At 43.8% G+C, this 20,885-nt stretch carries 20 protein-coding genes and 3 pseudogenes; 13 read left to right on the top strand and 10 right to left on the bottom strand.

Annotated elements, in window-relative coordinates:
* Positions 1 to 103: 103 nt before the first annotated feature.
* On the top strand, positions 104 to 457 hold the full coding sequence (locus BXP28_RS24425) for a MarR family winged helix-turn-helix transcriptional regulator (RefSeq protein WP_235430655.1): 354 nt from the start codon (positions 104 to 106) through the stop codon (positions 455 to 457).
* On the opposite strand, the pseudogene BXP28_RS14920 reads toward BXP28_RS24425, so the two are convergent.
* The 6 genes and pseudogenes from BXP28_RS14920 to BXP28_RS14940 form a co-directional block, all read right to left on the bottom strand.
* Positions 432 to 887 (bottom strand): annotated as a pseudogene (locus tag BXP28_RS14920) (cation:proton antiporter); the annotation flags it as partial. The gene BXP28_RS24425 and the pseudogene BXP28_RS14920 sit on opposite strands and share 26 nt — an antisense overlap.
* 274 nt (positions 888 to 1,161) lie before the next feature.
* Positions 1,162 to 1,644, bottom strand: a complete 483-nt coding sequence (gene msrB, locus BXP28_RS14925; protein WP_367869716.1) for a peptide-methionine (R)-S-oxide reductase MsrB — start codon at positions 1,642 to 1,644, stop codon at positions 1,162 to 1,164.
* 6 nt (positions 1,645 to 1,650) lie between these two features.
* Positions 1,651 to 2,129, bottom strand: a pseudogene (gene msrA, locus BXP28_RS24430) (peptide-methionine (S)-S-oxide reductase MsrA); the annotation flags it as partial.
* Between the two features lie 54 nt (positions 2,130 to 2,183).
* Positions 2,184 to 2,771 (bottom strand): peptide deformylase, encoded by a 588-nt coding sequence (gene def, locus BXP28_RS14930; RefSeq protein WP_023485429.1) that lies wholly within the window; start codon positions 2,769 to 2,771, stop codon positions 2,184 to 2,186.
* Between the two features lie 198 nt (positions 2,772 to 2,969).
* Complete coding sequence (locus BXP28_RS14935; RefSeq protein WP_023485428.1) at positions 2,970 to 6,137, bottom strand: MMPL family transporter; 3,168 nt, start codon at positions 6,135 to 6,137, stop codon at positions 2,970 to 2,972.
* Positions 6,134 to 6,589: a MarR family winged helix-turn-helix transcriptional regulator gene (locus BXP28_RS14940; protein ID WP_023485427.1), complete on the bottom strand. Its 456-nt coding sequence runs from the start codon at positions 6,587 to 6,589 to the stop codon at positions 6,134 to 6,136. Before BXP28_RS14940 ends, BXP28_RS14935 begins: the two co-directional genes overlap by 4 nt.
* Positions 6,590 to 6,776: 187 nt before the next feature.
* On the opposite strand from BXP28_RS14940, the gene BXP28_RS24435 reads away from it, so the two are divergent.
* The 5 genes from BXP28_RS24435 to BXP28_RS14965 all read left to right on the top strand — a co-directional run bounded on the left by BXP28_RS24435 (position 6,777) and on the right by BXP28_RS14965 (position 11,216).
* The gene (locus tag BXP28_RS24435) at positions 6,777 to 6,989 is read left to right on the top strand and encodes a VOC family protein (RefSeq protein ID WP_024093148.1); all 213 of its coding nucleotides are present in this window, start codon (positions 6,777 to 6,779) and stop codon (positions 6,987 to 6,989) included.
* A 427-nt stretch (positions 6,990 to 7,416) separates the two neighbouring features.
* Complete coding sequence (locus tag BXP28_RS14950) at positions 7,417 to 8,127, top strand: DUF421 domain-containing protein (RefSeq protein ID WP_077585115.1); 711 nt, start codon at positions 7,417 to 7,419, stop codon at positions 8,125 to 8,127.
* A 161-nt stretch (positions 8,128 to 8,288) separates the two neighbouring features.
* Complete coding sequence (locus tag BXP28_RS14955) at positions 8,289 to 10,286, top strand: methyl-accepting chemotaxis protein (RefSeq protein WP_036655436.1); 1,998 nt, start codon at positions 8,289 to 8,291, stop codon at positions 10,284 to 10,286.
* Between the two features lie 470 nt (positions 10,287 to 10,756).
* Positions 10,757 to 10,864 (top strand): TipAS antibiotic-recognition domain-containing protein, encoded by a 108-nt coding sequence (locus BXP28_RS25780; protein ID WP_077585116.1) that lies wholly within the window; start codon positions 10,757 to 10,759, stop codon positions 10,862 to 10,864.
* Positions 10,865 to 10,925: 61 nt separating this feature from the next.
* Positions 10,926 to 11,216 (top strand): hypothetical protein, encoded by a 291-nt coding sequence (locus BXP28_RS14965; protein ID WP_036657184.1) that lies wholly within the window; start codon positions 10,926 to 10,928, stop codon positions 11,214 to 11,216.
* Between the two features lie 138 nt (positions 11,217 to 11,354).
* Here BXP28_RS14965 and BXP28_RS14970 read toward each other — a convergent pair whose 3' ends face one another.
* Positions 11,355 to 11,681: an antibiotic biosynthesis monooxygenase family protein gene (locus BXP28_RS14970; protein ID WP_023485422.1), complete on the bottom strand. Its 327-nt coding sequence runs from the start codon at positions 11,679 to 11,681 to the stop codon at positions 11,355 to 11,357.
* Between the two features lie 785 nt (positions 11,682 to 12,466).
* Entirely contained in the window at positions 12,467 to 12,871 is a 405-nt protein-coding gene (locus tag BXP28_RS14975; RefSeq protein WP_036655439.1) for a lectin, read from the bottom strand.
* 374 nt (positions 12,872 to 13,245) lie between these two features.
* Between BXP28_RS14975 and skfA the strand changes: the two genes are divergently transcribed.
* The 7 genes and pseudogenes from skfA (at position 13,246) to BXP28_RS15015 (ending at position 19,368) form a co-directional block, all read left to right on the top strand.
* Entirely contained in the window at positions 13,246 to 13,431 is a 186-nt protein-coding gene (skfA, locus tag BXP28_RS25235; protein ID WP_024093143.1) for a sporulation killing factor, read from the top strand.
* Between the two features lie 73 nt (positions 13,432 to 13,504).
* Positions 13,505 to 14,719, top strand: a complete 1,215-nt coding sequence (skfB, locus tag BXP28_RS14985) for a sporulation killing factor system radical SAM maturase (protein WP_023485421.1) — start codon at positions 13,505 to 13,507, stop codon at positions 14,717 to 14,719.
* Between the two features lie 13 nt (positions 14,720 to 14,732).
* The gene (locus tag BXP28_RS14990; protein ID WP_051427950.1) at positions 14,733 to 16,226 is read left to right on the top strand and encodes a CPBP family intramembrane glutamic endopeptidase; all 1,494 of its coding nucleotides are present in this window, start codon (positions 14,733 to 14,735) and stop codon (positions 16,224 to 16,226) included.
* Positions 16,227 to 16,238: 12 nt separating this feature from the next.
* On the top strand, positions 16,239 to 16,961 hold the full coding sequence (locus BXP28_RS14995; protein WP_023485419.1) for an ABC transporter ATP-binding protein: 723 nt from the start codon (positions 16,239 to 16,241) through the stop codon (positions 16,959 to 16,961).
* Positions 16,954 to 18,434: pseudogene (gene skfF, locus BXP28_RS24440) on the top strand (sporulation killing factor system integral membrane protein). The gene BXP28_RS14995 and the pseudogene skfF overlap by 8 nt, the downstream one beginning before the upstream one ends.
* Complete coding sequence (locus BXP28_RS15010) at positions 18,404 to 18,907, top strand: HEAT repeat domain-containing protein (RefSeq protein ID WP_036655441.1); 504 nt, start codon at positions 18,404 to 18,406, stop codon at positions 18,905 to 18,907. Before skfF ends, BXP28_RS15010 begins: the two are co-directional and overlap by 31 nt.
* 14 nt (positions 18,908 to 18,921) lie before the next feature.
* Positions 18,922 to 19,368 (top strand): TlpA family protein disulfide reductase, encoded by a 447-nt coding sequence (locus tag BXP28_RS15015; RefSeq protein WP_042118445.1) that lies wholly within the window; start codon positions 18,922 to 18,924, stop codon positions 19,366 to 19,368.
* A 95-nt stretch (positions 19,369 to 19,463) separates the two neighbouring features.
* Here the strand turns inward: BXP28_RS15015 and BXP28_RS15020 are convergent, their stop codons facing one another.
* Together BXP28_RS15020 and ucpA are read right to left on the bottom strand one after the other, a co-directional pair.
* The gene (locus tag BXP28_RS15020) at positions 19,464 to 19,763 is read right to left on the bottom strand and encodes a helix-turn-helix domain-containing protein (RefSeq protein ID WP_036655443.1); all 300 of its coding nucleotides are present in this window, start codon (positions 19,761 to 19,763) and stop codon (positions 19,464 to 19,466) included.
* A gap of 141 nt (positions 19,764 to 19,904) precedes the next feature.
* The gene (gene ucpA / locus BXP28_RS15025) at positions 19,905 to 20,696 is read right to left on the bottom strand and encodes an SDR family oxidoreductase UcpA (RefSeq protein WP_036655445.1); all 792 of its coding nucleotides are present in this window, start codon (positions 20,694 to 20,696) and stop codon (positions 19,905 to 19,907) included.
* Positions 20,697 to 20,885 lie beyond the last annotated feature (189 nt).

The raw sequence follows: 20,885 nt of genomic DNA on the forward strand, positions 1-20,885 counted from the left end.
TTCCAGCAGTATTTTCACCAAAGTAAGCAAGATTGCACGCTCCCTTGATACCGGGATTAACCGCCGCCTGGCTCCTCATGGAATTTATGAGTCCCAATGGGTGATGCTTAACGCCATTCATGATTTAGGTCCCACTACAGTGACCAATCTGTCGAATGCGCTGATTATTAAACCCCCAACCGTAACCAAAACGATAAACCGGCTGGAGAAGCTTGGATATGTCAAGCGTGTGGCGGGCAAAAACAAAAAGGAACGGGAAATTGCCCTCACCGATTTGTCAAGGGAAAAGCTGGGTTTCTGGAATGGACTGGTAAAACATTACCATGAGTCCCTTCTCCAATCTTATTCTGCCGAGGAGCTGCGTCAGTTGGAAAGTCTGGTAGACCGGTTTTTGTTGAAAGCGGAGGAATTGGAGGATGTGACAAAAGAGAAGGATCAATACTCAAACCAAAACTGAAGAAGAAAATAGCTCCAAAGAAATCACGGAAGGGTACTACGAGATGTTCGATCCTTTCCCGATGCTCAGTCTCAGAATAGACCAGACCCAGTAAGAGCGCACCTATCGCTTCAGCCACATGAATGAGTTCCGAAAAACCCGCCAGAGAAGTAAAAATGACGAGAATAAAGATTTCATCCGAACGGATGTTTAATAGTTTGTTTAAAAGGGGTGCTCCTTTGCGAGCGATCACGAAGAACAGGAACATATAGCCAAAGGCTATGAAAATCGAGGTAAACGTGCCTAAAAGGGAAGAAGAATCCCCGCGGACCAGACCCGAAATGATAGAGAGGTATACAGCCAGGAATATATCCTCAAACATAATAATGCCCAGAATCAATTCTGTCTCCGAGTTAGCCGTTCGTTTTAAATCGACCAACACTTTCGAAATTCCAAAAGAGGTGAGCCTGGTTGAAATCTATAGTGGATTATTTCAGCAATTGTCATTACTGGTGGGCAGAAGGAAAAAAATAAGACTCCGGAATATTTACTATAGAATTACTTATGGATTGATCGATTATTATACAAAACAGTCATGGTTAGATAAAGCAATCGAATTGTTCCATGCTATCCAGAAAAATGCTCCGTACGAAGAAGAAATATATATGCTATTATTTGAAAGAGAAAGCAGCAAAGGGCAATGCCTTTGCTGCTTTTCTCCTTATCTATTCAAATAATTTCTTATACTGCCCGTATCCTTCCTTCTCCAGATCTTCTTTAGGTATAAAGCGGAGTGCGGCGGAATTGATACAGTAACGCAGGCCATTTGGACCGGGACCATCATCAAAAACATGACCCAGATGAGAATCCGCCTCCCGGCTTCTGACTTCTGTACGGATCATAAAGTGGCTGTAATCCTGTTTCTCTTTCACATTCGAGGCTTCAAGCGGCTTGGTAAAGCTTGGCCAGCCGCACCCTGAATCAAACTTGTCCAGCGAACTGAACAGGGGCTCTCCAGAGACGATATCCACATAGATGCCTTCTCCTTTGAAATCCCAAAATTCATTGCGGAAAGGAGGCTCCGTCCCGTTATTTTGGGTAACCTCGTATTGCACCTCCGTCAATATTTTTTTTCGTTCTTCCTTGTCTTTACCTGTATCCCAATGTTTTCTAAGGAATACATCACGGCCTGAACCCTTGCGGTACATCTTATACCGGAGCGGGTTTTTCTTATAATAATCCTGATGATAGTCTTCCGCAGGATAGAATGGGCCCGCTGGAAGTATCGCCGTTACGACCGGTTTATCAAAGCGCCCGCTTTTTTCCAATTTCTCTCTGGTATTTTCCGCCTTATGCTTTTGCTCCTCTGTATGGTAAAAAATCGCCGTCTTATACGATTCTCCCCTGTCATAAAACTGTCCCCCGGATCCGTAGGGTCAATCTGCTGCCAGAAGATACCGAGCAGCTTCTCATACGGAAACACCTCAGGATCAAAAGTGATCTGGACGGCTTCAATATGCCCCGTCGTATGGGAGCAGACTTCTTCATAAGTAGGGTTTTCCGTGTGACCTCCTGTATACCCGGATACTACTTTTTTAATCCCCGGAAGCTCATCAAATGGTTTGACCATGCACCAGAAGCAACCTCCGGCGAAGGTGGCCAGTTCTGTATGTTTGCCTTGTTCCCCATTCATGGTGTTTCCCTCCTTTTTATCTGATGAATTAACCGGCCAAGCAGGCCATCTGCTTTAGCTTCTCCATAGCGGTTCAATGAATACATCATCCGGAAGTTTGTAAGGGTTCTTCTTATCAATATGATCATAAAACATGATCCCGTTAAGATGGTCCATCTCATGCTGAAAGACAATAGATACATATCCTTTAAGCCGCAGAACCACTTCTTCCCCGTTTATATCATACGCCTTTACTTTTATACGTTCATAACGGGGAACGAATCCGGGGACAGGGCGGTCCACAGACAGACAGCCTTCCCCTTGATCCAGATAAGTCATGGCAGCAGAATGGCTGATGATTTGCGGATTCACAACCATGTACTCGTGTGTCTTTCCCTGCTCATCTTGTAAATAGGCAGCAAACATCCGTTTATTCAGTCCGATCTGGTTCGCAGAGAGACCAACCCCGCCGCGGAGCTGGTATTTCTCGGCAAGCTCGGGGTCCTGGCTGTTTTTCAGGAATTGCAGCATACAACACAGCGTTTCCCGATCTTCTTCAGAAGGGGGAACATGAACAGGTTGTGTAACCTCTCTCAAAATCGGGTCCCCTTCCCTTACAATATCGTCCATAGTAAGGATATACTCTGCCTTAAATTTATTCATAACCCTGACTAACTCCTTTCTTCAACACATACTGCCGATTTAGAATTTCTCTAGAATTCATGTTCTCCTTACATGTTACTATAGCGTTCCTTCCCCCCGGTATCATCTTTCGCTAAGTAGCAGTGCAGGGGCTGCCTTAAGACCGGAAATCACGCGAGAACCTCTGTCTTGCCCGAATATCCGGGACCGCCCTTTCTTTTATTGGCTTATGCCGTGATGGTTCGAAGAATGGTCCGAGCCGGAATGATCGCGTTTCGTAAAAGGCCACCAATTCGCCTTACCGAGCAAACTGATCAGAACCGGTACGAACAAAGGCAGAATAATTAAAGCGTAGAATAGAAGTCCGGTCAGCACAACTGTGGCAATTTGCAGCATGGACAGCACGCCGGAAGGCAGCATCGCCGCAAAGGTCCCCGCCAGGATGATGGCAGCACTCATAATGACAGTACCCATATTTTTCATAGCAAGCAGGATACCTGTTTTCACGTCCAGTTCTTTGTACTCCGAGAATCGGGCCATCAGGAAGATCGAGTAGTCCACTCCGAGCGCCATCAGCATGACGAATCCAAAGAAAGGCGTCTCCCAGTTAATTCCAGGATATCCCATAATATCCACAAAGATTATTTCCGTAACGGCTATAGATGAGTAATAAGTAAGCAGCAGGGAAACAATTAAATAGACGGGCATAATCAGGGAGCGCAGCAAAATGATCAGAACAAGAACGATGCCGATCATCATGTAGGTTACGGTCTTGTTATAATCGGAGTTTGACATGGTTTCCAGATCGCGGTGTGTACTGGTAATTCCTCCGATTCCTACATGGGCGTTTTCAAGTTTGGTGCCTTTGGTCTCTTCCTTCACCGTTTGCTCAATTTGATGAATCATTTTCATAGAAGGATTGGAGTATGGATTCGTATCCAGAATCACGTCCACAGTGGTCATTTTTCCGTCCTTGGACATATACACATCAAATACGCGCTGGAACTGCTCATCTTTCAGCAATTGATCCGGGATGTTAATACCGGATTGTTGAAGGTTCGTATCCTTGGACAAATCCTCCAGATAGTTCTGCGCATTGTCTAAGCCATCTCCGATTTTGGCAAGACCTGTACTGCTGTCCGAAAGTCCCTGGGTAAGCTGATCCAACTGTCCGCTGACTTTACCAAATCCGGTTTGCAATTGTTGCTGACCACTTGCAATCTGATCAAGACCTTTGGATATTTCCGGAATCTTCCCGATCACCTGATTTTGCCCGTTAGCAGCTTGATCCATACCCGATTGGAGCTGTCCCAATCCATCAATAATAAGCTGCATGCCGTTTGCATATTGGCCCAGGCCGTTTGTCAGTTCAGTTAATCCGGCATTGGCTTTCTGAAGCCCCGACTGAACTTTGTCCAGCTCCGGATTTAATGCCGATACGGTCCCCTTAGCAATAGCCACCTGCCTTGCTGCTTTATGAATAATGCCCTGGATTTGCTGGAAATTAGGGTCAGCTGCGATTTCAGGATGATTTTCCATCAGTTCTTGAAGAGGTTTCTCCAAACTCATCAGCTGTTCCAGTGCGTTTTGAAGTGGAACGGATACATTGTTATATCCTTCCACTAACTTGGGAAACCCCGATTCGGCTGCTTGAAGTCCTCCCAGCAGTTGCCGGTTTTTTTGCTGTATATTCAGCGCCTGTTCCTGAGCCTCCTTCACTCCCTCTTTCAACCGGGCCGCACCCGAAGATCCGCTTCGAATGCCTTTCTCAATATCGCCCAGAGCAGTTTGAAGCTGGCCAATACCTGATTGAAGCCCTTTCGTTCCGTCCGTCAGTTTGCCTATGCTACCGGTTGCTTCCTGAAGCTGGGGCTTATTGTCCTGCAGTGTTTTGGAGGCATCGTTTAACCCGTTCTTGATCGTATTGATTCCATCTGTTCCTTGTTCAATCCCTTTTCCCATTTCATCCGCCTGCTTCTTAACATAGATTTCTTCCAGTTTATCTCCCATTGGGCGGGTAATGGCACGAACTTTATTCACGTGATCCAATTTTTCAAGCTTGTTGCTTATCATTTCAATGATCGTCAAATATTCTTTGTTTTTCATACTATCATCATTTTCAAGCACTATCTGAACCGGCATAACTTCCCCTGGACCAAAACTATCCGAAACGATATTGAACGCTTTAACCGAATCATACTCATTCCCGATTTCATCCAGCGAGTTGAAGGAGAGTTCTCCATCATAGCTGATAAGAAGAGGAATGGTCAGAATCCCTACGATTCCCAGGGCAATCAGAGGTCTGATTATGGACAGTTTGCCCATCCAGCCCCAGATCCGGCTTTGGGAATGGGAAATGTCTTTCTTTACAGGCCAGAACAATCCTTTTTTGAGTGTAGCCATAAAGAACGGAACCAGTGTAAAAAGGGCCACGAGAAGGACAAACACTCCTACTGCCACGCCAACGGCAGACTGATACAGCTTAAAGCTGGCGAAACCGATGGAAGCAAAGCCGACCATCACGGCAAGACCGCTGAATATGACGGTTTTACCAGCAGTTTTATACGTATTTAAAATAGCAGTTCCAACTTCATTCCCATCTGATAACTCCTCTTTATACCGGCTGAGCAGTAAAATACAGTAGTCGGTTCCGATTCCGAACAAGACAGCCACCAGGAACGTCTGGGTAAAGGTAGAGACCGGAAAGTCCATTCTGTCTATGAGGAAGGCCACTACCGATTGGCTGATCAAGTAGGTCATGCCGACGGTCAGGAGCGGAATCAACGGAGCCATTACGGAACGGAATACAAGGATAAGCACAATCAGGATAAAGATCACGGTGATGACTTCCGTTTTCGCCAGACCCTTTTCCGAACTGATGACCACATCCTCATTAATCAGGGAGTTCCCTGTCATATAGGCATCCACATCTTTGGTATGAATGGCTTGCTCAAGCGGTTTCCGGACATCCTTAACTTCCTTGCCTTTCATCTTTACATTCAGCAAGGTCATAACTGTCTTCCCGTCTTTAGATACCAGTTGACTCTCCAGATCCTTATCGCCGAAATGAGTTGTAACGCTCTCTATATTGAGCCGGTCTTTCTCATTCTTCAGCCGGTTCACCGTATTTTCGATCTCACCAAGCTGGCTATCTGTCAATTTCTCTTTACTATGGAATACGACGATAAACGATTCTACTCCTTTTTCCTTGGAAGAGTGCTTATCCAGAATTTCCCCCGCTATTTTGGACGGATAGCCATCGGGTACAGTAAGCTGGCCTTTTTCACGAACCAGTTTGGCCATGTCAGGCGCCTGCCACATCAGAAGAACAGCTGCCGCAATCCATACAGCCAGAACAATCCAGCGTAAACGAATAATATGTTTCATTTCTTCTCCTCCCCATATCTCTTGATTGCACTTGCTATCTTGACGTATCCGTCAAGGAAAGCCTCCATCTCCTCTGGTGAAAGCTGCTGCATAATGTCTGTCAAAAACTGGGCTATCTTCTCTTCGGTTTCCTCATATTGTTTTTTCCCTTTAGGAGAAACGTACAAATAAATGTTCCTTCTGTCTTGCCTGTCCCTTTCGCGCTCAATCAGTCCTTTTTTCTCCAGCTTCTCTACCTTAACGGTAACAGCACTTTTATGTATGCCTAAAAGGCCGGCCAATTCGGACATCCGTAGGGGCTCTTTCTCATATAATATCCGGAGAAGAGAGTACTGCATGAATGATAACTGTTCAAATAACTGCTCCGACATCAGGTCTAATACCCCCTTGGACCCGTACAGGAAAATATCCACGTACCGGTCTACAATCATCTGTACCTGCTTCTGATCCAATTAGTTCACCCCATAAACAGTTGATAATATAAACTATAATAAAAACCAATTTACGCTGTCAAACAAAAGACACTCTAAAAACCCCTCCATCTAAAGTCGTATTCTCTCTCATACCTTTCGATGACGCTTCCCGCCCTTTTTACGGGTAATTTATTAACGAAATCTTTCATTCCAAGGAGGAATCCCCATGATTAAAGGATTATACGAAGCCTACCTGCCCGTTCGTGATATCGAAAGATCCATCGAGTTTTATAATAAATTGGGGCTGGAACTGGCTTATAAAAACGAGCTTGTTACTTTTTTCTGGCTTGAGAAGGGAAAGATCTGGCTTGGTCTGTGGCCGTGTGAACAAGTAAACATTCCCTGCCCTGCCTCGATTCGCCATGTCGCCTTTCAATAGAACTGGAGGATATGAGCGTGCAAAAGAATGGCTTGAAAAACGCGGCATAGAGGTCAAGGAATTCTTTGCTTCTCCCCCGGCCAACAGCCTCTTGTTCTAAATAATAATCCGCATGCCCATGCCGCCATCTATTTTACCGATCCTGACGATAATCTGCTGGAGCTGATATCGCCACTGCGGCTGGATGTAGAGGAAGATTTTGAAAAGATGGAGTTGAAAGAATGGTACGGAGAAAGCCGTTGAATATACCGGAAATTTAGCCGAAGTACGGTAGCGGTTGCCTTTTATTCCGGGGAATAACCATACAGCTTTAATCTGGCTTCCCTGGAATGAACAGGTCCGGAAGCTAAACTTTTTAGTAAAAAAACTCTTTCCATGGCTTAATTATGTTTGGTTTGTACAAACTGTAAGCTAGGGGTGATATGTAATGAATGAATATATAGATATTCTGCTTAGAACAATATCCGCTTTAATCATCATTTTATTAATTGGCAGATTGCTTGGCAAACAGACCATTTCGAACATGACTTTTCATGATTTTGCTACGGGAATAACAATGGGGGCCATTGCGGCTAATTTAGCGTTTAACGTAAAGATGCCGGCTCTCCACATTATTCTATGTCTTGCCGTCTTTGCAATAACTTCTTTAATTTTGTCCTGGTTGCCGCTAAAGAGCAAAAAGGCCAGAAAATGGATTTCGGGCAGTCCTACAGTGGTCATTGAAAAAGGAAAGATTCTTGAGGATAACATGAAGAAGATTAAATATTCTCTCGACTCCCTCATTCAATCCCTTCGTGAAAAAGATATATTTGATATAGACGAAGTCGAATACCCGATATTGGAGACGAACGGAAAGATTTCAGTGAAAAAGAAACCGGAATACAAAACCGTCACAATGAAAGATCTGAAACTCCCATACTCCTTAAAATCAAGCTTTCCAGTGGAACTAATCATGGACGGGGAGATTCAGGAAGATAATCTGGCCGTTCATGGAATCACAAAAGAATGGCTAACCTCCCAATTAAGTAAGAAAGGAAAGAAAGTCTCGGATGTGTTTTATGCGGTGAAATCCACCAAGGGGAATTTAATCATTGATTATTATAAAGATCATCTTGCCTCTCCTATCGATAAAGAATGAAATGGTCCGGGTCAAAATTACATTTTAGGAATTATATAGGGAGTAAATGAAACTAATTATATTTTTTTCATCAAACTACATAAAACTATTAATTTCGACATAATTTTTAGCCGATAAATATGGTACTTTCATTTTATTTAGTTGGGGGAGAAATTAAGACATTGAGCACAAAAAAACGAAAATGGAGACACTCTATCAAAATCAAGCTGATCGTTACTTTTATGGTGATCTCATTAGTCCCGATGATTACCTTATCGCTAATCACTCAGAACTTCACCAAGACGAGTGCCGAAAACAGGGAATTGGAGAATGTGCAAAATCTCGCCAAGGTCATTGCCGAGAATATAGATGCCTGGTTTCAAAAACGTATTTCATTTATTGAAGAAACGATCAAGAAGCATCCGGAATTCAAAAAGGGCGACAAGAATCAGATTCTCTCTGTTTTGAATACAATTGGTGAAGTTGATAATGAAGTGGAAGTTTACTCCTATACGGACAGAAATGGAGTAAACACTAGTACCACAGGACAGGTATCCGATGTTAACGACCGGAACTATTATAAAAAGATAAAGGAAACTAAAAAGCCTGCTGTGAGTGACTTTCTGTACGATAAAAATACAGGCACTCCCATTGTGGTCATTGCGGCACCGTTAATGGACGGGGAAGAGCTTATCGGAACTATTCACAGTGAGGTCAACACGAATACCCTAATGAATCTGATGAAAGATATTAAAGTAAAAGAAAGCGGATTCGGTTATTTACTCTCCGCAAATGGAACCTATGTTACCCATAAAGAGAAAGAACAGATCGGGAAAAATATAACGGATGTTTTAAACCCGGACGCATTGGAAAAATTTCAGAATGAAGTGTTAAAACAAGACAAAGGCCTTGTCACGTACCTCTCCAATGAACATGAAGACCGTGTTGCTTTGTATTCTCTCATTCCGACAGCCAATTGGAAATTAGTCATTTTGGCTAACGAAGACGAGGTCCTTGCCCCGGTCAATAAGATGATTAGAATTAATACTCTGCTTGTTATCACCGCGGGTGCCCTGATTCTGCTTATCTCTATAGTAATGGGACGCTTTGCCGTAAAAGCGCTGCTTAGCCTTTCTGCCACGATTAATCGGGCAGCTCAGGGTGATCTGACGCCACGTCTTCAGGTGAAAACCAAAGATGAGGTGGGTCAGATCTCGGAAGACATGAATCAGATGCTGGGTGCCATGAGCCAGATAATCGGACAAGTCCATCAAGCCTCAGAACAAGTTGCCGCTTCTTCGGAGGAATTGACGGCTATTTCGGCAGAATCCGTTGAAGCTCATAAGCATGTGACAAAAGCTGTCGAACAGGTGGTGCAAGGCTCAGAGACCCAGCTGCAAAGTGCCGAGCAAAGCTCAACCGCAATGGAAGAAATGGCAGGAGGCATACAGCGGATTGCAGAGTCCTCTTCCACCGTTTCCGATACGATGGCCCGGACCGCTCAGGAAACGAAACGCGGGAATGAGGCAGTTCAGAAGGCTGTAGGCCAAATGAGGTCCATTCACCAGTCCGTGAAGACTACTTCTTCGGAACTGCATACTCTTGGTGAGCATACCCAGCAGATTGACGAGATTATAACGGCAATCACAGCCATTGCGAAACAAACGCAATTGCTCTCGCTCAATGCTTCTATTGAGGCAGCCAGAGCCGGTGAAGCAGGCCGGGGCTTTGCCGTTGTCGCAGAGGAAGTAAAGAAACTGGCTGAACAGTCGGCGACTTCCGCGCAACATATTGCCGGATTGGTCGGACAGATCCAATCCGCTACGAAAAAAGCCATTACTACGATGAACCAGGGCGTATCCGAAGTGGAGAAAGGTTCTTCCCTGATCGACACGGCAGGAGCTGTATTTGAGGAAATTTCCGCAGCAGTGGAGGTCATCTCAGATCAGGTACGTGAAGTATCGGCGGCTACCGAGCAAATGTCAGCAAGTTCGGAGGAAGTCAGCGCATCCATGCAGGAAGTGGTGCAAATCTCGCAAAATTCCTTCGGTAGTACCCAGTCTATTTCCGCAGCTTCTGAAGAACAACTTGCTTCTATGGAAGAGATCTCCGCATCAAGCCGTGCCTTAAGCGAAATGGCCCAGGAGCTTCAGGAAACCTTGTCTAAATTTAAAGTATGACGAGAAAACTTATCAAATATTAGCTGAACATAAAGTTAGTTGTTCTAATTCATCTAAAAAATCCGGCCCGTCACCAGCCGGATTTTTTCCTGTTTTGCTTGTCCGCTCCGCATCAATCTCTCTGTAACCTTGCAGTTTCCCCGCTCTTGGGCAAGAGACAAAGGCGTCTTTCCATCATCCGTCCCGGCTTGTAAAGGAGCGCTTGACTATATTAAGGACCCTCTTAACCGCGACGAAATATCATAACCTCCGAATTAAACACAAGCAAAAAAATAGTAGATGAAACTCTCAACAAAACTAACCGCTATACGAGAGAGGATTGGGCAACTATAACGAAAAAACAGGGAGCCATTTATCAAAAAATTGCAGGCCGTACTTCTGCCGGGCTTCTTCCGTATACTTGGCCTTCGCTTCTTCAATCTCCTTCATATCAAATCCTTCAAAAAGCTCGCGGCATTGGGGATTTATATATGGCGGATAAACGGTTTTCGTCCAATATTGATAAGCATCAGCCTGGGTTGGCTGCTTTCATGCGGGAGGCTATGCATGTTTACTGTGACCGGCATGAGGGTAAATAATTTGTTATAATGGGTAAGAAAACTACAGTTCAGCAAAAAGCAGATGGGAATGAAGCCCTATATGGCATTTGGCATAACACGGGTAGAACTGGCCAGATGGAAGGCCTCCGTCCTGAAGGGGGACATTGCCTTCCTCACCCACTATTGGCTTGACGACCGCTTTCCGGGCGTCCGGACGGTAACGAAAGTAGGCTGTTCCGACTTGGAGCGCCTGGCCAAATGGTGCCTAGACACTGAATATATTCATAATCGCCCCCCTTTTCCCCACTTCGATCTACTTGGTCCCAAGCAGAAGGAAATTTTACAGAAGGAAGGCGAATGGGGACAACTGAAAAGATTTAAAATAAGCTGACAGGCAGGATAACCGGCATGCAGAGGGCAAACCGGAGGTCTGCCTGTCTCTTTATTCCAGGGTATACAGGTAAAACATATAATCTGTCGGCACACCCGGATAGCCTTGCTTCCCGGCATACCTTTGTTTTACCAATAACTATTGGGGCTGTTTGGCACCCTTAATTGCTTTCACTTCATAATTAGCGTGAGAACGGCTGAGGACATGCTCCGGTACCGGTTTTCCCCTACTTTGCCGATGTCCCTCAATATGGGCTTCGCTTGTCTCCCATTTTTTCCAGGCCTCTTCCGACTCCCAGCGGATCAGGATGACCACTTCTTCGACCCCTCTCCGCACTTTCTTTACCAGTAAGCTCAAGTCAATAAACCCTTCGGATTGTTCAATTATCCCATCCTGGCCGAAACGTTCCACCACTTTATCTGAAGTTCCCTCTTTGACAACAATGGTTTTCATCTCGATAAACATAATTGTTCGCCCTCCCCCAATTTGTTGGCATTCGTTTCCTGTATTTTAATTGATAAAGATTATCATTGTCAATTAAAGTGGGTTTGTCTCATTCTCCCTGCAATAAATGTTCTTTACCGGAAACACATGACGCGCCCCCTTGTGTAATAAAATTTAATCAGAAACCGTTCATAGCCCAAATTTTCCAGCTCATTCATTTTGATGTTTAAGTAGTTAAAAGATTTGCACCTACTGAAACCCCTGAACAGATTGAACCCGGCATCCGGGAACTGCTGTAGCCAAAGAAACGTGTGAAGTTTTGACCGATCCGCAGAATTACCGGAAAATATGCTGGGATGGGATGTATGCAACCGTTATGAAGCACGATGGAGCAAACGCTCAACTTCTTGTTTGACTCTCCTCTAAGGGGACACGAATCGGATATCGATGTGGAAATCTGTGAAGCTGTGACTGAACTCAGACCGGATATGAACCTCCTCAAGTTCAAAAAAATGGATGCTGCCGCCTGTGTCCTCCATAAAGGCAATTAATAGGCAATCGGAGCCTTACACCCACGTCATGAAGTGGATCAGTGATAACGGCTATCAGGTTGCTGATCATCCCCGGGAAAACAGGAGGATGAATGGCTCACAGAGATTCAAGTGCCCGTCAGGAACTAAAACCAAAAAAACACATGCTTGATTACATCAGCTTGTAATCATACCGTGTGTTTTTTGTAATGAGCTCTTTCTTACTTCGGTTGGTGCCTTAATTACTATAGAATGAGAACATGAGTGGGAAAAGATTTAATTCGTACCTGTATTCCAAATTGCTAATCGGCCTATGTAAATCACCACATTCCCATCGTCCTGAACAACCAGATAAGAACCTGGATATCCGTGCGTATTCGAGTGCCATAGCGAGCCACTGTATCCGTACAACACCAGATTACCATCTGATTGCATAACCAGATTTTTCGCTGCTAATCCGTGCGTATTCGTATTCCACAACGCTTTCCCCCTGCCATACAACACCAGATTCCCGTCATCCTGCAAGATAAGAGTATATTCTCCGTTATTTGATTTCAGCCATTGACCTCTTACAAGAGATTCACCCTCATTGAGGTAATGTTGGCCTGCAGCAGCAAAGGTAGGAACACTGAACGAAGCCCACATGCATACGGCAAATAAAAGAACAGATAACTTCTTCATAAACTATCAACCTCTTTTCGTTATAGAATAGTAATATTCATTTAAATTGTACCATTATATTCCAATTATCTAAATATAATTTTGGGAAATAATTCAATTTCCATAGAATAGCCATATATTCTTTAATACAGTCCAATCGACATAAAAGAAAAAACAGGCAAAAATAATTGACATATATGAATGGTTCCGTTGATCATTTTATCAGCAGCTACAGCACCAAATATAAAAAAGGCAAATTTCATTCCGGTGAAGCCTGGATTTCTTCATTTTTGCCGTTGTTTCTCGACACAAATTTGTAATATATTGTCTTTTATATAACGATTTTACTTTTATACATCTTTATTGTAAAATACTGTAAAAAGGAGGTGATAAATATGTCTAATCATAATGTCCGTAATGAACCTGCCCCTGCCTGGGAATCATCGGCGCAAAATAATTTGAGCAAGCCTGCCGGTATTCCTCTCATTAAGTCGGTAGGTTGTGCAGCATGCTGGGGCGCCAAGAACATTTCTCTGACCCGGGCTTGCTTACCGCCAACCCCAATCAACTTAGCGCTCTAATACAATTACTTAGGAGAAACGGAAAAGAGATTCTTCCGTTTCTCAACTTCATTTTAGTTGAGGAGGTCCCGGTATGGAGACTGAAACTGAGCAACAAGCCGGTCCGGAGTTTTTCATACATTTGCAGCCTCAAGGTGCTTTACTGGTTGAAAAAAGAAGCATGTATTACTTCCGGCTAAGCGGGGAGGCCGTTGAGATTGCCCTTCTGCTTGCCAGAAATAAAAGCATTCGAAGAACGGCCAACATTTTAAGTATGACCAAAGGAAGCAAGATTACCGAAGAAGATTTACTGGCTCAGTTGAGTGCCCATCCGCTAACGGATACATGGAAGAACGGCATAGAGGGAAGGCTGCCTGTCTACGGGTCAACCCGCTCCTATGTGCCAATAAGCTGCACATTACAGCTTACCAACGGGTGCAATTTAAGTTGTTCTTTTTGTTATGCCTCGTCGGGTAAAAGACTGGAAAATGAATTGGCAACAGATGAATGGTTACAAATATTGAAAAAACTTGCGGCGGTCGGGGTGAACGATGTGACGCTAACCGGCGGTGAAGCCAGATTAGCCAAAGGCTTTAAACATATCCTTACAGCTGCCAGTTCCTTGTTTACAAGTGTTCACTTATTCAGTAATGGTTTGAACTGGAGAGATGATGAAATTGAACTCATTCAAAATCTTGGCAATGTTTTTGTCCAGGTCAGCATCGACAGCACCCCGGAGATTCATAATCTCTTAAGAGAAAGACAGGGAGCTTATGAGGAGACTTTTAACAATATAAAAAGAATGGCTTCCGCCCATATAAACTGCCTGGTAGCGATGACAGTAAACCCAAAAAACTTCCATACTGTCAAAGATGTGGTGAAGGATAGCGTAAACGCCGGGGCCCGAATATTCCGGGCAGGAATCACCCTTCCTGCAGGCAGAGCTGAGGGCTTTTCTTTTGGATTAACAGACGAACAATATTCCTGTGTAAATCAGCAGCTTAAAGAATCATCACGTCTTTATGGAGATCAAATCTATATCTCCAATTGGGAAGAGGATGATCATGACGGCTGTACTGATTTCTGTACCCCCGGTTATCTTCAATGGTACATACGGGCGGATGGGGTTGTCACACCCTGTCAGGTTGAAAGTGAATCGCTGGGCCATATTTTAAGAGACTCTATTGGGGACATCGGAAATCCTGAACGTCTGAAACGGGTAAAGGAGACTGCAAAATCCTGTAATTGTATCAGAAAAGTGAAACTGCCTGAAGATGTGGACCTGCCATACATTTATACCGGAAAATAGGAGGTTTTCCTTAATGGAACTTATATGGCTCATAATTGGCTTCGTATCGCTGGGCATTTTCGTTAAATATCGCCCCAAATCATACGAGTCCATGCTTATTCCCAGGACGGAGGCAATCAGGTTGGCCCGGGAACGTATTTTTGAACTCGCAGGGGTTGATGTTTCAACATGGAAAGCTTACGCCATGTATTGGCACGACCGGAATACAATTAGCAGACTGCATCAGCTAAACAAGCTGGATACATTAAGAAAAACATTATTCAATTGGGGATTGGTGGAGTCCTGGAGGATTCGTTTTATAAGTCTCAATAATTCAATCATTATTGGCTTAAATGCCAGGGGAGAAGTTACTTTTCTGAACGTTACCGTTAGAGATAACCGGCACTATACGGGTGAAAAACAGGAGAAATCTATCGGGGATATCAAACGGACATTAACTCAGAAGGACAGTATTTTCTGGAAAGATGCGAAAATAATCGGTCAGGGCCAACGAACGGAAGATCTGAGTAATATCGATACATACTGGTATCTTGTTGAAGGCCAAGACCTAAGAATGAAAATTTCTGTTCAAGTAAGCCAGGGCCGCATCATAAACATTCTTAGTGATACCGAAATCAAAACCTCTAATATCCAGCAAGTAGTGAAAAAGGAGTTTCGGGAGACTGCCCTTAACCTGTCCGGTTTTATCGGTGCCCTTGGAGCTACAATAGCCGGTGTTTTAAGCCTGATTTATACGGATGCTTCCATTGGTTCAACCATCAGTGTTCTGCTTGCCGCCATTATTGTATTTGCCGTATTTCTTACCAGCACGGATGATGTGAAAATGGGCATTGTGAACGCCTATGATTCTCGTTTGACCATAAAATCCGTGTACATTATCGGATATTTATCCGCTCTTATGGCCGGATTGGCCTATAGTTGTGTAGTCTTCGTCACCTCTCTGGCAGGCTTTAATCTGGCGTCTTTAGAACAGATTCCCCTTTTCCGGAATCAGGTATCCCAGATTACTTACGGAGTAAGTATTGGCCTTATTTGTTTAGGGTTATTTTCCCTGTTGTTTAGGATCTTGGAGAACAAAGGACTGGTGCGCATATCCCCTGAACTATCGGAGAGGTCCTTATTCCTGTCGGGATTTAAATATCGCCAAAGTATCAGCATGAGCATTCAAAGCTCCCTTATGGAGGAACTTATCTTTAGGCTGCTGGGAGTTTCCCTGTTTATTTGGCTTTTTGGGCATGATCTTATGGCTATTTTACTTACTTCTGTTTTATGGGCATTTCTTCATCAGGGAAGCGGGTATAATCCTTCTGTCTATCGCTGGTCCCAACTCGTTATCTTTGGAATTATTCTGGGCTACGCCTATCTGCATGTTGGCTTCTTGACCGTACTGACCGCTCATTTCGTACACAACTTTATCCTGACCTCTCTTCCACTTTTTTCCTATAAAATCCAAATAAAAGAAGGAAAATACTTCCAAAAAATAGAAAAGGATATAACACTAAATTAAGGGGTTAAAGTTATGCTGACAGTCAATAATTTAGAAAAAAGATATTCAAACGGGGATGGAGTCCATAATATTTCGTTTTCCGTGGAAGCCGGTGAAATCGTCGGTTTATTAGGTGCTAACGGAGCTGGTAAAACAACCACTTTAAGATGTATCACCGGCCTATACCTGCCGGATACGGGGGATATCAGAATCAGGGGGGCCTACCCGGGTTCAGTTGAAGCTCAAAAAGCCACGGCTTTTATTCCGGATACCCCTTATCTGTACCCTACCCTTACAGTGGCTGAACATCTTCAATTCAAAGCCAAGGCTTTTGGAACTGCTAAGGAACATCTGGAAGATAAGGTCTATCACGTCTTAGAAGAAGTCGGTCTGGAGAAATTTTCCGACAGATTAAGCGGCAATCTCTCGAAAGGCCAGAAGCAAAGAGTCATGCTGGCTGCCGCCATTCTTCAAGAAGCGGATTTAATCATTTTCGATGAGCCCACCGTAGGGTTGGATATTCCCTCCAAGCAATGGCTTGCCCACTGGATCAAGAAAAACGCTATGGACAAAAGAAGTATTCTTATCTCTTCCCATAGCCTGGACTTTGTTATTGAAACAACATACCGTGTCATTTTGATTGAGCAGGGAGAACTGAAAAGCTCCAAACCAGTGCCGAAGGGTAAGGCTGAACTTCAAGCATGGTGTAACGGAATTATTGAAGAGTTAGGGGGAGTTTTGGATAGCCATGAATAATATCATCTCCTTGCAGCTGCTCCATACATACAGGACCTTTACCGATGTAACAACATCCAAAAGCAGATTATGGACCCCTCTCCTTCTTTTTTTTGCTCTTATGGGTCTTCATATTTATATAGGAACCGGAGACGGCCCTGCCAATGCAAGCATAAGTGGTTGGATAATTGTGGGAATTTATATTGTGTACGGTCTGTTCGGATTGATATCAACCCGTATGCCTTCCCGGATGGAAGATGTACTGTGGATTTACTCTGTTCCCCTGCCCTTTTATAAAATCATTTACGCCTGCTTTATACCGAAAGTCATCGTAAGAGCTGTCTTCTGGATCGGGTCGGCAATCGTCGCCGATATCGGCCTTTTGTTCATAAATCAAGGGTTCTATCACTTGGCCATATCCTCTATGTCGAGTTTCCTGATCCTGGTCACTTTGGAATTTTGCTGTTTGGTTGCCTCCTCTTTACGGGGAAATAAAATGTACACCTTATGGGCAGGTCTCATTCTGGCTGTTCTTTTGATTTTTCACATGGGAATAACATATCTCTTTATCTTTCGCGAAAACTCCGTGTACATTGATCCTGTTCAGCCTATAGGTCTATTGCTGACCGGTACGTTCAGTCTTGCGGGAGTGCTTTTTATTGGCGCCATAGCCGCCCTTTCCCTCCTCCTTATTTATGTCTCCAGCCTGAAGCTGAAAAACAAAGAAAAATTAGTGGCGGAAGCCAGCTTCTGGTCTGAATTTAAAGATTTTCATTCTTTGGTATCTTCGATTCGCGGAAAAGACCGGCCCAGTTGGTGGGGGGCAGGAGGTTAAGAGGAGTAGGCTCATTCGTCTGGTTTGAGTTTGCGATCATCAGGAAACACTTGAAATCTGTCCTTTTCCAGTTCGTATTAGGGGTTCTGCTTATGTACGCCGCCTTACAATGGGCCCCTCATTCATTTGGAATGATTGCAGGACTGATTCTGATCGCCTCTCTCATCGGCTCTTACTTTTCCGGTTTGGCCAGACACGCACAAACTGGAGATTTGTTTTTACTGCCTGGTCAACTTATAAAAAAAATATACACATTAGAACTTATCTCTATGCTTCCCGCTACGATTAGTCTTGCCCTGTTATGTCTGATTTGGAGTATCGCTTCAAATGGGATTCAGTACAGCTTGTTCTTAACCGTTCCCGCTACATGGGCTCTGATTATAGGATTGAGATGCCAGATTTTTTGTAAAGCGTTCCTGCGGTCAGAATCATCCTCTGTAACCCAGTATTACTTAATTTTATTTAAGTATAGTTTGTTTATTCTTGCAGCTATTATTGTGTTTGGAGCATGTCTTAATTTTATCGGACTGGTCGCTTATGCTCTCCCGATTTCCATATGGATCGCCAGTGTCTATCCGTTCATGAATACTTATAAGGATGTTCAAATTTTTAGCAGGAGGTTTATAGAATGTTACCAAAAGACCCAAATCAAAGCATGATAGAGAAGCTGGGCAGTCAGAATATACCGGAGGCGTTTAGAGCAATCAGTAACCTGAAAGATCAGGGGGCACAGGCTCTCCCCTATTTAATGAAAGCTATCCGGCGGGAGGAAGAATCCACTCGTGTTATGGCAGTAGTGGTTTTGGGGGAACTTGAAACGGCTGCTGTGCCGGCTATTCCCGTATTACTGGATTTGTTAAAAGAAGAGAACGACCAAATGCGCATGGCTGCTGCGTTAGCTTTAGTAAGAATTGGCGACAAAAGTATCCATCCGATCAGAGAGTACATTGCTTCGGCAGACGATGAAGATTGTTTTTGGGCCAGCTGGTCTTTGGCTTTGCTCAATTCTCCTCTGGAAGAAAAAGCGGTAGCCGCTTTGTACAAGGCTCACAAAGATTCAACCAATCCGATTGAGATGATAGCAGCTGAGGAGGCATTGGGGAAAGTCATCGGAAATCAGTTAAAACAGTGAAGGAGGCCATTGAATTGAAGAATATATTTCAAACCCTTCGGTCACTCGAATGCTGGAATGGATATCAAGCAGATGTTCTGGAAAACGATTCTGAGCATACCTTTCTTTACTTTTGGTCAGTGAGCTGTGGATACTGCAAAGAAATACTCCCCGCTATACAGTCTTTTTACGAGGAGGTGAAGAATCAGGTCAAAGTGGTCGGTGTACATGTTCCCATATGTGAAGAGGATCTGGACGTATCCGGTATCGATAAAGTAATTCTTTCCCATAAAATCGTTACCCCTACTCTGTTAGATCATCATCATGACCTTTTTGCCATTTTTCAGATGGGGTTTCTGCCCTCTTTTGTTTTAATCCATACTAGTGAAGACGTCGTGGACAAACATATCGGATATGAACACGTACAAGATTGGCTGGCCCATCTGCATTCTATTTTGGCTCCAGTTAAAAGCGGCAATTAGAAGAGTATCAAATCCCGGGAGATCAAATGTAGTGTATCCATGACTTTTTCCTTGGCCATAGTCTGACTGAAATCGGGATTCATTTTAATCTTTATTCATGTAATTACTTTTTCATGGGATGAGGTTCCGGCCTGACCGCCATTTTGGGGCTTTTCCATAGGGCGTTTCTCATCCTTTCCCAGCAATTCATCTATTCTTACATATTCATATCCTTTCTGCGTGGATTCCTTTAATCCGTCAAGACCATCTGCTTTATACTTCCTTACCCAATCTGTTACCGTGTTTTTGTCTATTCCCAGCTGTTTCGCCTCATAACTTGGGTTTGTCTCATTCTGAAGACATCGCTTTACGACACGTAGCTTTACCTCTAAAGAAGTTGGACTCCTTTTGGACATTGTAAAAACTCCCATCATTGTAGAGTAGATGTTTTTGTTTTTTCTACTGTCTACTATGAGGGGAGCATATCAGAGGTCTTTGGTGGTCTTCCGGTCCTAAACACATATATATTTTAAATGATGTAGTATGTATTCTGTTAATTAAACACCAACGGATGGAGTTTCCGGTAAGGTGCTGCCGCCATCGATCACGATTTGGGTACCTGTAATATAGCTTGCTTCTTCAGAAGCCAAAAACGAAGCGAGTTCTCCAACTTCCTCCGGCTTGCCCAACCGTTTTAACGGTACACTGTTTGCAATCCCTTGGATAACGGCTTCGGGATTATCCGGATTAGATTCTTTTCCGATTTGCTCAGTCATCGGCGTTTCGATATAACCCGGACAAATAGCATTCACATTAATGTTATAGGCGGCAACTTCGGCAGCCAGTGAACGGGTAAATCCGATAATGGCCGATTTCGTCGTAGCATAAGCAACTTCCCCCGGATCCGCAACCATATAACCGGTAACGGAAGATATGTTCACGATCTTACCGCATTTTCTCTCTTTCATATAAGGAAGCACAACCTGAGACATGTTCCAAACCCCGTTAATATTGATGCTGAAATGAAAATCGCGAATCTCGTCTTCGGTTTCCGTAAAATTAGCCAGCCTGATAACTCCGGCATTGTTCACCAATATATCAATTTTCCCTAATTTGTTATGGGCCTCCGCTGCAGCCCTTTTGAGCCCTTCACGGTCTGTCACATCCACCTGAAATTCTGTGGCTTTAAGCCCTTGCTCCCGAAGCCTCTTCGCGGTTTCAAATACTTTTTCGCTCCGGTTAAATAACAAGACGTGGGCGCCATATTTAGCCATAACTGTGGCAATCCCTTTTCCAATCCCCCTCGCGGAACCCGTTACAATTGCGATTTTACCTTCTAATTTTGGCATCTGCCTTGTTCCTCCTGCATTCGTATTGTAAAGCACACTATCATCCTACCTATTCTTCTGAAAAAGGGTCAAGGAGTTCATAAATTTGTAATTTTTTACAAATTATAGAGATGAGGATAATTAAGATTCACTTGAATTCATAACATAATAGGGAAAGAGTTATCCTCTAATTGTTTAAAATATATAAGA

Source organism: Paenibacillus larvae subsp. larvae, from assembly GCF_002003265.1.
Classification (GTDB): domain Bacteria; phylum Bacillota; class Bacilli; order Paenibacillales; family NBRC-103111; genus Paenibacillus_H; species Paenibacillus_H larvae.

Excerpts from the sequence above, each read along its gene's own strand:
- BXP28_RS25780 (WP_077585116.1), top strand. The coding sequence starts at position 10,757 with ATGGCGGATAAACGGTTTTCGTCCAATATTGATAAGCATCAGCCTGGG.
- BXP28_RS14995 (WP_023485419.1), top strand. The coding sequence starts at position 16,239 with ATGCTGACAGTCAATAATTTAGAAAAAAGATATTCAAACGGGGATGGA.
- def (WP_023485429.1), bottom strand. The coding sequence starts at position 2,771 with ATGAATAAATTTAAGGCAGAGTATATCCTTACTATGGACGATATTGTA.
- BXP28_RS14965 (WP_036657184.1), top strand. The coding sequence starts at position 10,926 with ATGGCATTTGGCATAACACGGGTAGAACTGGCCAGATGGAAGGCCTCC.
- BXP28_RS14935 (WP_023485428.1), bottom strand. The coding sequence starts at position 6,137 with ATGAAACATATTATTCGTTTACGCTGGATTGTTCTGGCTGTATGGATT.
- BXP28_RS15010 (WP_036655441.1), top strand. The coding sequence starts at position 18,404 with ATGTTACCAAAAGACCCAAATCAAAGCATGATAGAGAAGCTGGGCAGT.
- ucpA (WP_036655445.1), bottom strand. The coding sequence starts at position 20,696 with ATGCCAAAATTAGAAGGTAAAATCGCAATTGTAACGGGTTCCGCGAGG.
- skfB (WP_023485421.1), top strand. The coding sequence starts at position 13,505 with ATGGAGACTGAAACTGAGCAACAAGCCGGTCCGGAGTTTTTCATACAT.
- BXP28_RS15020 (WP_036655443.1), bottom strand. The coding sequence starts at position 19,763 with ATGTCCAAAAGGAGTCCAACTTCTTTAGAGGTAAAGCTACGTGTCGTA.
- BXP28_RS24435 (WP_024093148.1), top strand. The coding sequence starts at position 6,777 with ATGATTAAAGGATTATACGAAGCCTACCTGCCCGTTCGTGATATCGAA.
- BXP28_RS14950 (WP_077585115.1), top strand. The coding sequence starts at position 7,417 with ATGAATGAATATATAGATATTCTGCTTAGAACAATATCCGCTTTAATC.
- BXP28_RS14975 (WP_036655439.1), bottom strand. The coding sequence starts at position 12,871 with ATGAAGAAGTTATCTGTTCTTTTATTTGCCGTATGCATGTGGGCTTCG.
- msrB (WP_367869716.1), bottom strand. The coding sequence starts at position 1,644 with ATGTACCGCAAGGGTTCAGGCCGTGATGTATTCCTTAGAAAACATTGG.
- skfA (WP_024093143.1), top strand. The coding sequence starts at position 13,246 with ATGTCTAATCATAATGTCCGTAATGAACCTGCCCCTGCCTGGGAATCA.
- BXP28_RS24425 (WP_235430655.1), top strand. The coding sequence starts at position 104 with ATGCTTAACGCCATTCATGATTTAGGTCCCACTACAGTGACCAATCTG.
- BXP28_RS14970 (WP_023485422.1), bottom strand. The coding sequence starts at position 11,681 with ATGTTTATCGAGATGAAAACCATTGTTGTCAAAGAGGGAACTTCAGAT.
- BXP28_RS14990 (WP_051427950.1), top strand. The coding sequence starts at position 14,733 with ATGGAACTTATATGGCTCATAATTGGCTTCGTATCGCTGGGCATTTTC.